This window comes from Amycolatopsis bartoniae (assembly GCF_014191255.1).
Lineage (GTDB): Bacteria > Actinomycetota > Actinomycetes > Mycobacteriales > Pseudonocardiaceae > Amycolatopsis_E > Amycolatopsis_E bartoniae.
On sequence record NZ_JACHWH010000014.1, the window covers coordinates 112,693 to 123,730 of the forward strand.

Annotated in this window: 9 protein-coding genes; 8 read left to right on the forward strand and 1 reads right to left on the reverse strand. The window is 71.0% G+C overall.

Annotated features, from left to right (window positions below; translation table 11 throughout):
- Positions 1-12 precede the first annotated feature (12 nt).
- The 7 genes from FHX82_RS34380 to FHX82_RS34410 all read left to right on the forward strand — a co-directional run bounded on the left by FHX82_RS34380 (position 13) and on the right by FHX82_RS34410 (position 9,673).
- Positions 13-2,115: a hydantoinase/oxoprolinase family protein gene (locus FHX82_RS34380; RefSeq protein WP_145933684.1), complete on the forward strand. Its 2,103-nt coding sequence runs from the start codon at positions 13-15 to the stop codon at positions 2,113-2,115.
- 7 nt (positions 2,116-2,122) lie between these two features.
- Complete coding sequence (locus FHX82_RS34385) at positions 2,123-4,438, forward strand: hydantoinase B/oxoprolinase family protein (RefSeq protein WP_145933683.1); 2,316 nt, start codon at positions 2,123-2,125, stop codon at positions 4,436-4,438.
- Between the two features lie 321 nt (positions 4,439-4,759).
- Complete coding sequence (locus FHX82_RS34390) at positions 4,760-5,320, forward strand: hypothetical protein (protein ID WP_145933682.1); 561 nt, start codon at positions 4,760-4,762, stop codon at positions 5,318-5,320.
- 1 nt (position 5,321) lies between these two features.
- Positions 5,322-6,755 (forward strand): dihydrolipoyl dehydrogenase family protein, encoded by a 1,434-nt coding sequence (locus FHX82_RS34395; protein ID WP_145933681.1) that lies wholly within the window; start codon positions 5,322-5,324, stop codon positions 6,753-6,755.
- 88 nt (positions 6,756-6,843) lie between these two features.
- On the forward strand, positions 6,844-7,629 hold the full coding sequence (locus tag FHX82_RS34400) for an alpha/beta fold hydrolase (RefSeq protein ID WP_145933680.1): 786 nt from the start codon (positions 6,844-6,846) through the stop codon (positions 7,627-7,629).
- Positions 7,630-7,634: 5 nt separating this feature from the next.
- Positions 7,635-9,194, forward strand: a complete 1,560-nt coding sequence (locus FHX82_RS34405) for an MDR family MFS transporter (protein WP_145933679.1) — start codon at positions 7,635-7,637, stop codon at positions 9,192-9,194.
- Positions 9,194-9,673 (forward strand): MarR family winged helix-turn-helix transcriptional regulator, encoded by a 480-nt coding sequence (locus FHX82_RS34410; protein WP_145933678.1) that lies wholly within the window; start codon positions 9,194-9,196, stop codon positions 9,671-9,673. Before FHX82_RS34405 ends, FHX82_RS34410 begins: the two co-directional genes overlap by 1 nt.
- Positions 9,674-9,794: 121 nt before the next feature.
- Here the strand turns inward: FHX82_RS34410 and FHX82_RS34415 are convergent, their stop codons facing one another.
- Complete coding sequence (locus FHX82_RS34415) at positions 9,795-10,394, reverse strand: TetR/AcrR family transcriptional regulator (protein ID WP_145933677.1); 600 nt, start codon at positions 10,392-10,394, stop codon at positions 9,795-9,797.
- Between the two features lie 96 nt (positions 10,395-10,490).
- Here FHX82_RS34415 and FHX82_RS34420 point away from each other — a divergent pair.
- The coding region (locus tag FHX82_RS34420; RefSeq protein WP_183177008.1) for an epoxide hydrolase family protein at positions 10,491-11,038 on the forward strand (548 nt) is incomplete at its 3' end.

Here is an 11,038-nt window from a genome sequence, read left to right on the forward strand (position 1 = left end):
AGGAGAAACGCAATGCCATACGCACTGGGCATCGACGTCGGCGGCACCTTCACCGACGCGGTCGCCTCCGACGGCGCCGGCCGGATCGTGTCGGCCAAGACGCCGACGACCCCGCCGAACCGCGAGGCCGGGGTCATGCGCGCGATCGAGGATCTCGCCGCTGAGCTGGGTATCGACGTCGGCGAGCTGCTCTCGCAGACCGACTACATCGCCCACGGCACCACCGCTTCGATCAACGCCCTGGTCCAGGGACAGGTGGCCGACGTGGGGCTCATCGCCACCAAGGGCCACCGGGACGCGATCTACATCATGAACGCCGAGGGCCGCACCCTCGGCCGGTCCGCGCACGAAATCCAGGACACGCTCCGGCAGCGCAAGCCCGCGCCGCTGATCCCGAAGTACCGCGCCCTGGAGGTCACCGAGCGGATCGACCACGCGGGCAAGGTCCTGGTCCCGCTCGACGAGGACGAGGTCCGCCGCGTCGCACAGTCCCTTGTGGACCAGGGTGTCGAGGCGATCGCGGTCTGCCTGCTGTGGTCGTTCAAGAACGCGGCGCACGAACAGCGCGTCCGCGAGCTGATCCACGAGATCGCCCCGGACCTGTACGTCACGCTGTCCTCGGAGGTCAGTCCCCGCATCCGCGAGTTCGCGCGGACCTCCACGACGATCATGAACGCCCAGATCGGCCCGCGGCTGCGCACCTACCTGCTGCCGCTGCAGAAGCAGCTGGAGGAGGGCGGCCTCAAGGGGCCGCTGCTGGTGATGCAGAGCGAGGGCGGCACGATCACCGCCGACCGGGCGCCGGAGCACGCCATCACCACGGTGGGGTCCGTGCTCTCCGGCGGGGTCGTCGGCGGGATGCGCCTGGCCGGGCAGCTGGGCCACCGCAACGTCATCACCACCGATGTCGGCGGCACGACGTTCCTCGCCGGACTGATCGTCGACGGCGAGCCGGTCATGGCGCCGGGCTCCGTCGTGAACCAGTTCCCCATCAACGCGGCGACGATCCGCGTGCACACCATCGGCTCGGGTGGCGGGGCGCTCGCCTCCGTCGACGAGGGCGGGAACCTGCGGCTCGGCCCGCAGAGCGCCGAAGCCGTGCCCGGTCCGGCCTGCTACGGCAACGGCGGGACGCGGCCGACGAACACCGACGCCAACCTGGTGCTCGGCATCCTGAGCGAGCGCGGGCTGCTCGGCGGCCGGAAGCCGCTGCGGATGGACCTGGCGCGGGAGGCGATCCGCGAGCACGTCGCCGAGCCGCTCGGGCTCACCGTCGAGGAAGCCGCCATCGCCATCCACGAGGTGCAGAACGCGCAGGCGGGCGACCTCCTGCGCCGCGCCGTCGTGCAGGCCGGCTACGACCCCCGCGACTTCGTCGCCTACGCCTTCGGCGGTGCCGGACCGGCCCACTGCGCGGGGTACTGCCAGGACCTGGGGGTGAGCGAGGTCGTCGTGCCGCTCGGTCCCGTCGCGTCGGCCTTCTCGGCGTACGGGCTCGCGGCCTCGGACGTCGCGTTGAGCGCGGAGCTGTCCGATCCGTCGTCGTTCCCGGTCGACCACACGGTGCTCGAATCCCACTTCGCCCGGCTGGAGGCCGACCTGCAGCGTGCGCTGGAGGCGCAGAAGGTGAAGTTCCACGACGTGTCCCTGCACCGCGAGATCGACCTGCGCTACTCGATGCAGGTCACCGAGCTCGCGACGGCCGTACCGGACACGAAGTTCACCGAGCGCACCGGCGAGGAGATCCTGGAGCGCTTCGAGGAGCAGTACGAGCGCATCAACGGCAGCGGCGCCGGCTACCGCGAAGCCGGCGTGCAGGCGATCACCTACCGCGTGCGCGCCAGGGCCGGGCTCGGGTTCCCCGTCGCGCTGCCGGAAGTCCCGGTGGCCGACGGCCCCGACCCGCGGGAGGCCCTGCTCGGCGAACGTTCCGTCTGCCTCGACTCGCAGCTCGGCTTCGTGCCGACTCCGGTCTACGACTACGCCCGGCTGCGCGCGGGCCACGAACTCGTCGGGCCGGCCATCGTCGACGTCCCGACCACCGTGGTCGTGGTCCCCGCCGGCGTCACCGGCCGCGTCGACCACCTCGGCAACCTCGTACTGCGCTACCAGTGAGGACGACATGACATCCAGGATTCCCGGGGCGGACGAGTTCACCAGCCGCCCCATGCCCCGCGAGGAGCTGCTGCGGCAGATCTCGCCTGCCCTGCCGCTGCACCAGGTCGGCGACACCGACGTCGACGCCCTGACCTACGAGGTCGTCCGGCACCGCCTCTGGGCGATCACCCAGGAGATGGGGGAGACGCTGCGGCGCATGTCGGGCTCGCACGTCGTCACCGAGTCCAACGACTTCAACTTCTCCATCTGCGACGAGCTCGGCGAACAGGTCCAGGTCGGCACCTACAACATCGGCCTCATCGGCTCGATGGACCTGGCCATCACCTGGACCCTGCGCCACCGCAGCGACAACCCCGGTATCGCCGAGGGCGACATGTTCCTGTGCAACGACCCGTGGATCGGCGGCGGGCTGCACCAGAACGACGCCGCGATCCTCGCGCCGATCTTCCACGACGGCAAGCTGTTCGGCTGGACGACGGCCATCGCGCACCAGGTCGACCTGGGCGGGCCGCGGCCGGGCTCCTTCAGCCCGTCGGCGCAGGACGTGTTCGGCGAGGCGGTCCCGACACCGCCGATGAAGGTCGTGCGCTCCGGCGTGCTGCAGCGCGACGTCGCCGACGCCTGGGTCCGCCGGTCTCGGCTCCCGCACCTGGTGGGCCTCGACCTGCGGGCCAAGATCGCGGCCAACAAGAACGCGGCCGAGCAGATCCTGCGGCTCATCACCAAGTACGGCGCCGACACCGTCAAGGCCGTGATGCACCGGATGATGGACGACGCCGAACGCCGGCTGCGGGCCAAGCTCGAAACGCTGCCCGACGGGACCTGGTCCGCGGTCGGCTACCAGGAGCAGTCGCAGACCGGCGACCGTGGCCTGCACGCCATCAAGGTCGCGATGACGAAGGAAGCCGACCGGCTCGTCTTCGACTTCCGCGGCACCGCCGGGCAGACCGGCATCATCAACTGTCCCTACCCGGGGCTGCGGGCCGGGATCGTTTTCACGATGCTGCCGCTGCTGGCCGGCGACATCCCGTGGGCCGCGGGCGGGCTGATGCGCTGCTTCGAGATCATCACCGACGAGGACACCATCACGAACGCGTCCTTCCCGGCCGCGGTCGGCAAGGGCCCCTTCGGGCCGGCCTGGGGATCGGGCAACCTGGTCGCCGAGGTGCTCGCCAAGATGCTGGACGCCGAACCGGACCACCGCACCGACGTGCAGTCCATCTGCAACGGCACCACCGACCTCTGCGTAGTGTCCGGTGTGGACACCCGCGGTGGTGGCAGCAAGGGTTTCGTGTCACCGGTCTTCGACGTCATGGCGGGCGGCTACGGCGCCCAGGTGTACCACGACGGCGTCGACACCGGCGGCCGGTTGATCATCCCCTCGGCGCGGGCACCGGACGTCGAGATGACCGAGTACCTCTACCCGCTCGTGGCGCTGTGGCGGCGTGAACAGACCGACTCCGGCGGGCCGGGCCGGCAGCGGGGCGGGATGAGCGGCTCGGTCTGCTACGTCCAGCACCCGGACCAGAGCGGAACGATGTCGCTGGTCGTCTCCGGCACCGGCAAGGTCGCGAACCAGAACGTCGGCCTGGCCGGCGGTTATCCGGGCAACTCGCAGCTGGACCTCGTGGTGCGCGGGATCGACCTGCCGCAGCTCGACGGAGCGGTCGCCATTCCCGGCGACCTCGGGGAGCTGGGCGGCGAGGTGGAGGTGCTGCCGTGCGAAGGTGAGTCGAATCTGGGCCCCGGCGATGCGCTTTACCTGCACTGGCAGGCCGGTGGCGGGTACGGCGACCCGCTGCTCCGCTCGCCGGAAAGCGTGCGCGAGGACGTGGTGCAGGTTCGGGTGTCGCGCCAGGCGGCGCGGGATGTCTACGGCGTCGTGCTCCGCGAAGACGGCGAAGTGGACGTGACCGCGACCGGCGAAGCGCGCCGGGCGTTGCGGCAGCGGCGCGCCTCCGACGCCGAACTTCCCGGCCCGCGCTTCGCGCTGACGGGCACACCGGACCTGGGCCAGGTGCGCCGGCTCGACGACAACCTCGCCGTCCGGGAATCGCCGGCGGGCGGGACGGTGCTGTGTGTCCACTGTGGAACCGAGATCGGGCCGCTGGCCGGGGGCGAGTTCGTCACGGCACTGGCTCGCCGCGACGTGCCACCCACCGAAGCGGGCCCCCACATCTGGCACGATCCGGAGGAGTACGTCGACGCCGAGATCGTCTTCCGGCAGCTGCTCTGCCCCGGCTGCCTGACCGCGGTCCACTCCCGGGTCGTCCCGGTGGATCACCCGCTGCCCGCCGACGAATACCGGAGCTGGGCGTGAGGTCGCACCCCTGACCCGGAACGCGGTTCGGTGGCTCGGCCCGGCTCCCGCGAGCCGGAGCCGGACCACCGTTGATCGCCGCGCGACGGACCGCCCTCCCGTCGCGCGGTTTCCCTGAAACCCCGGCCGCCGCAGGCCACCGCGGTGGCCGGGGTTTCCCCTTCGGGACCCGAGCCCGTTCGTGCTGTGTCACCTGAATGCCCCGGAAAGCATCACAGAGAGAACGTTCGGTCTTGACAAGACGCCTCCGGTCGGTCAAGCTGACTGAGATAGAACGTTCGGTCTTGCTTCGGGGGTTTCCCCGGTCTTGAAGGGATCAAGGTGACTACTGTCGACTCGCCCGCCGCAGGTGGGCTCGCGCCGGCCCTGCGCCGGTTGTACTTCGTGCGGTTCGCGTTCGCCATCGTGTGGGCGGTCCTGGTGTTCCTGACGACCAAGTCGGGTCTGGGGGCGGTCGGCGTCGTCCTGGTCGTCGTGTACCCGCTGTTCGACGTGGCGTCGGCCATTGTGGACATTCGCTCGTCGAAGGGTTCCGGCTCGGTTCGCGGTCTGTACGTGAACATCGCCATCAGCGTGCTCGCCACCATCGGCGTCGGCATCGCCTCGGCTTCCGGGGTGCCGGGGGTGCTGCGGGTGTGGGGTGCCTGGGCGATCGTGGCCGGGCTGGTCCAGCTGATCGTGGCGGTCGTCCGCCGCAAGATGGGCGGCCAGTGGCCGATGATCCTCAGTGGCGGCATCTCCGTGCTGGCCGGTGCCAACTTCGTCATCGGCGCCTCCGGGGCGAACCCGTCGCTGACCAATGTGGCCGGTTACGCGGTCCTCGGTGGGATCTTCTTCCTCGTCTCGGCGATCCGGCTCGGCCGCGCCGCCAAGGGGAAATGACATGACCACCTACGACGTCGTCGTCATCGGCGCGGGCCCGGTGGGGGAGAACGTCGCCGACCGGCTCGTCCAGGGCGGCCTGACCGCCGCGATCGTCGAGCGGGAGCTGGTCGGCGGGGAATGCTCCTACTGGGCCTGCATGCCGACCAAGGCGCTGCTGCGCAGCGGCGCGGCGCTGCGGGCGGCCCGGCAGGTGCCCGGCGCCCGGGAGGCGGTGACGGGCGACCTCGACGTGGCGGCCGTGCTCCGCCGTCGCGACTCCTTCGCGTCGAACTGGCAGGACGACGGACAGGTGTCCTGGCTCGAATCCGTGGGCGTGCCGCTGTACCGCGGACACGGCCGGATCGGTGCCGACCGGGTCGTCGAGGTGACCGCCGCCGACGGCACCACCACGACGCTGACCGCGCGTTACGCGGTCGTCGTCGCGACCGGCAGCGGCGCGCTGGTCCCGGACATCGAGGGCCTGCGCGAGGCGGCACCGTGGACGAGCCGCGAAACCGTCGCGGCGAAGGAGGTTCCGGCCCGCCTGGCCATCATCGGGGGCGGGGTGGTGGCTTCGGAGATGGCGACCGCCTTCAGCGAGCTGGGGTCGTCGGTGACGATGCTGGCCCGTGACGGCGTACTGCACCTCCAGGAGCCGTTCGTCGGCGAGCAGGTCGCGGAGTCGTTGCGGGACAAGGGCGTTTCGGTGCGCGTCGGCGCCGAGGCCGGGTCCGTCAAACGCAACGACGACGGCACGGTGTCCCTCACGCTCACCGACGGCGAGCAGCTCGACGCGGACGAGCTGCTCGTCGCGATCGGGCGGACGCCGAACACCCAGGACCTGGGACTGGAGACCGTCGGCCTGAAGCCGGGCGCCTGGCTCACGGTCGACGACACGATGCGGGTCCTCGGGGAGGACGGCGCCCCGGTCGGCGACGGGTGGCTCTACGCCGCCGGTGACGTCAACCGGCGCGTGCTGCTGACCCATCAGGGCAAGTACCAGGCGCGCGCCGTGGGCGACGTCATCGTGGCGCGCGCGAAGGGGGAACCGGCCGACGACGGCCCGTGGGGCCGGCACGCGGCGACCGCCGACGAGCGCGCCGTGCCGCAGGTGGTGTTCACCGACCCGGAGATCGCGTCCGTGGGACTGACCGCGGCCGCCGCCGAGGCCGCGGGGCTGCGGACCCGGGTGGTCGACTACGACCTGGCCGCCACCGCCGGTTCCTCGCTGCACGCCGAGGGCTACCGCGGGCACGCCCGGATGGTCGTCGACGAGGACCGCAAGGTGATCGTCGGCTTCACCCTGGTGGGCCCGGACGTCGCGGAAATGCTGCACGCGGCGACGATCGCCGTGGTCGGCGAGGTGCCGCTGGACCGGCTCTGGCACGCGGTCCCGGCCTTTCCCACCGTCAGCGAGGTGTGGCTGCGGCTGCTCGAAGCCTACGGCCGCTGACCCGTCCCGGCTGGTGTCCCGGCCCCGCCGCGATCCGGCGGGGCGGGACCCCAGCACGCTTCTCCTCCCCGGAAGGGGTTCCTCTGCCATGCGTTTTCCCCTCTCCCGCCTCGCCGTCGCCGGCGTCACGGCACTCGCCCTGTTCGCCACCGCCGTGTCGGCCACGGCGTCGGCCACCGGTGCCCACGACGACGCCCCGAAGCCGACCATCGTGCTCGTCCACGGAGCGTGGGCGGACTCGTCGAGCTGGGATCCGGTCATCGAGCGGCTGCGTCACGACGGCTATCCCGTTCGTGCCATCGCCGACCCGTTGCAAGGCCTGACCAGCGACACCGCTTACGTCACCAGCTATCTGTCCACTATCGACGGTCCCAAGGTGCTGGTCGGGCATTCCTACGGCGGCGCGGTCATCACCAACGCCGCCACCGCCGTCGCGGGTGTCAAGTCGCTCGTCTACATCGCCGGGTTCATCCCGGCCAAGGGGGAGACCGTCGGCGAGCTCGCCGCGAAGTCGGTGCCGCCGCTGCCGCTGATCTCCACCGAGGTTCCCGGCGGCACGGAAGTCGTCATCGACCCCGCGCAGTTCCGGGCGGCGTTCGCCGGTGACCTCGATCCGAGCGCCGCCGCCGACCTCGCCACGACGCAGCGGCCCGCCAACACCAGGGCCGTCACCGACGCCAGCGTCACCGAGGGCTTCCGCACCATTCCCTCCTGGGCCCTCGTCACTCGTCAGGACCACGCCATCAGTCCCGACGTGCAGCGCTTCATGACCACCCGGGCCCACGCCCGCACCACTGAGGTCGACGCCTCGCACGCCGTCATGCTCAGCCGTCCCGACGCGGTCACCGGTCTCATCGAGCAAGCCGCCCGGTGAGACCGATGACCGTCGAGGACGAAACCACCGCCCGCGCCGCGGGCGCGCCGATGACCCACCGGCAGATCCTGCAGGCCCTGTCCGGGCTGTACCTCGGCATCTTCGTGGCGATCCTGTCGTCGACGATCGTGACGAACGCGCTGCCGACGATCGTCGCCGACCTGCACGCCGGGCAGAGCGTCTACACCTGGGTGATCACCGCGACGCTGCTGTCCACGACGGTGTCCAGCCCGGTCTGGGGCAAACTGGCCGACCTGGTCAGCAAGAAGCTGCTCATCCAGGCCAGTCTCGTCATCTTCACCGCGGGCTCGGTGCTGTCCGGGCTGTCCTCCGGCGCGGGGCTGCTCATCGCGGCGCGCGTGGTGCAGGGCATCGGCGCGGGCGGGCTGCTCGCGCTGATCCAGGTGATCATCGCGACGATGATCCCGCCGCGGGAGCTGGGCCGCTACTCCGGCTATTTCGGTGCCGTGTTCGCGGTGGGCACCAGCGCCGGGCCGCTCATCGGCGGGCTCATCGTCGACACCAGCTGGCTGGGCTGGCGCTGGTGCTTCTTCGTCGGCGCGCCCTTCGCGGTCGTCGCGCTGATCGTGCTGCAGAAGACCCTGAACCTGCCCGTCGTCAAGGGTTCGGTGAAGGTCGACTGGGCGGGCGCGGCGTTGCTGACGGGCGCCGCGTCGCTCCTGCTGATCTGGGTGACGCTCGCCGGCAGTGACTACGCGTGGTTCTCCTGGCAGACCGGGGCCATGCTCGGCGGCGCTCTGGTGCTCTCGCTCGCGTTCGTCGCCGTCGAACGGCGTGCCCACGCTCCCGTACTGCCCCTGTGGCTGTTCCGCACCCGTACCGTCGTGCTCGCGATCACCGCCGGTCTCGCCATCGGTGTCGCCCTCTACTCGGCGACGACCTACCTGAGCCAGTACTTCCAGCTGGCCCAGGGCGAGTCACCGACGATGGCGGGCATCCTCGCGCTGCCGCAGATCCTCGGTCTCGCGCTCGCCTCCACCGTCGCCGGCCGGATCATCACCGTCACCGGCCGCTGGAAGCCGTTTCTCGTCGGCGGTACCGTGCTGATCGCCGCTGGGCTCGCGCTGCTCGGGTTCACCCGGCACGACACACCGTACTGGTACCTCGCCCTCGCGATGGGGCTGCTCGGCCTGGGGCTCGGCACCACGTTGCAGAACCTGGTCCTCGCCGTCCAGAACGAGGTGAGCCCGGCCGAGCTCGGAGTGGCCAGCTCCTCGGTCTCGTTCTTCCGCACGCTCGGTGGCACGCTCGGTGTCTCGGCCTTCGGGGCCGTCCTGGCCGGCGAGGTGGGCCACCTCGTCACCGGCGGGCTGGCGAAGCTCGGCATCCCGGTCACCGCCGGCGGGGTGTCCCTGTCGCGGCCGGCAGAGCTGGCCGCGCCGGTCCGGGCCGTGGTCGAGGACGCGTACGGGCAGGCCACCGGCACCATCTTCCGGTACGCGTTGCCGCTGGCGCTGGTCGCGCTGGTGTGCGTCCTGTTCATCCGGGAAGTGCCCCTGCGCACCTCCAACGCTGTGGTCACCGGGCAGGAGGAACGGTTGTGATGACGTTCGACGAGGACATGATCGCGGGCCTGGCACGGGAATTCGCCGTTTTCGTGCGGCAGGACCGGACGGCTTCGGGACAGCTCGGCCGGAGGTCGCATCCGGAGTTCACGGTCAGCGAGTACGGTTTGCTGGCGCACCTGGCCGAGCGCGGCCCGCGCCGCCCGACGGAGCTCGCCTGTCACGCCGGGGTGACTCCTCCGTCGGTTTCGCGTCAGCTGCAACACCTGGAGACGCTGGGGTTCGTCGAACGCCTTCAGGCGCTGGACGACGGCCGGGCGTGCCTGGTAGCGCTCACCGACAAGGGCCGCCGCCGCGCGGCGGAGGTCCAGGCCGCCCGCAGCCGGCGGCTGCGGGAACTGCTCGAGTCCTGGCCCGAGCACGACGTGCACACCTTGGCCGAACTGCTGGCGAGGTTCAACAGCGACGCCGCCAAACCTTCGCGGCGGTGCAGCAGGGCCGGCGAAGTCGGAGCGTGAAGAGACCACTGTGGACGAACACCCGGCATCGCGTCTGCCGGGATCCCCGGGTCCGGATCGGACGGATGCCGGTGCACCTGGCCCCGGCCTCGGAGAAACCGGACAGTGCGGTGCCCGCGAGTCAGGGCTGCTCGCCCGCGAGAGCGACTGCGCGTGTCTCGGGCACTCCCAGCGTCAGCAGGCTGGTGATCGTCGCTGCGCGGGAGCCGGGGATCCCGGCCGAGCGGTCGCTGTCCGCGATGGTGAACACGACGCCGTAGGCCAGCTGGCTGAGCAGGCCCGCGGGCAGGTGCTGTGCGAACACGTCGCGGTCCTGGCCGCGTTGCACGAGGTCGGCGAGGAGCTCGTCGAGTGGCCCGAGCAGGCCGTGGATCGCCTCGCCGTATTCGCCGCGGCGCAGCGCCAGCAGCACCCGGTAGCGGTGGGCCACCGGCCAGACGCGGGCGACGAATCCCGCCCACGCCGCGTCCGGTTCCGGGTCGGTGGCGGTGGCGTCGGTGAGCACGGCTGTCATCTCGGTGACGGCGCGTTCGGTGAGTGTCCGGACCAGGTCGAGGCGCGAGGGGAAATGGCCGTAGACCGTGCGACGGACGACCCCGGCGGCGGAGGCGATGTCCCCCATCCCGGCGTCGGGGTTTTCTCCCAGCACCTGGAGGGCGACGTCGAGGATGCGGTCGCGTGTCTCGTTCATCGAGCGCGCACGGGAGGACTCGGTGGGCACGGCACCATTGTTGCACACCGGTGTGCAATGAAGTACGTTGCACACCGGTGTGCAACGAAGAGCCGCACCGTGTTTCGAGTTCAGGAGAAGAAGTCCATGACCGCACCGACACCGGCCCTCGTCCGCCCGTTCACCGTCTCGATCCCGGATTCGGCGATCGACGACGTGAGGCAGCGACTGGCCAGAACCCGATGGCCGGATCCGGAAACGGTGGGCGACTGGTCGCAGGGGGTTCGCGTGGAGAACGCCCGGGCCCTGGTCGACTACTGGGAGCGCGGCTACGACTGGCGGCGGTTCGAGTCCGAGCTCAATCGCTTCCCCCAGTTCCTGACCGAGATCGACGGGCTGGACATCCACTTCCTCCACGTCAGGTCACCGAATCCCGGCGCGATGCCGCTGATCCTCACGCACGGCTGGCCCGGCTCGGTCGTCGATTTCCTGAAGCTGATCGGCCCGCTGACCGATCCCGTGGCGTTCGGCGGGAACGCCGCCGATGCGTTCGACGTCGTGGTCCCGTCACTGCCCGGGTTCGGGTTCTCCCAGAAACCCACGCGGACCGGGTGGACCGTGTCGCGCATCGCGAGCGCGTGGGTGGAGCTCATGAAGCGTCTTGGCTACCGCGAATGGGCCGCGCACGGCGGCGA

Bases quoted from the DNA above. Each gene is read 5' to 3' on its own strand.
- FHX82_RS34400 (WP_145933680.1), top strand. From the start codon at position 6,844: ATGCGTTTTCCCCTCTCCCGCCTCGCCGTCGCCGGCGTCACGGCACTC.
- FHX82_RS34410 (WP_145933678.1), top strand. From the start codon at position 9,194: ATGACGTTCGACGAGGACATGATCGCGGGCCTGGCACGGGAATTCGCC.
- FHX82_RS34395 (WP_145933681.1), top strand. From the start codon at position 5,322: ATGACCACCTACGACGTCGTCGTCATCGGCGCGGGCCCGGTGGGGGAG.
- FHX82_RS34405 (WP_145933679.1), top strand. From the start codon at position 7,635: ATGACCGTCGAGGACGAAACCACCGCCCGCGCCGCGGGCGCGCCGATG.
- FHX82_RS34380 (WP_145933684.1), top strand. From the start codon at position 13: ATGCCATACGCACTGGGCATCGACGTCGGCGGCACCTTCACCGACGCG.
- FHX82_RS34385 (WP_145933683.1), top strand. From the start codon at position 2,123: ATGACATCCAGGATTCCCGGGGCGGACGAGTTCACCAGCCGCCCCATG.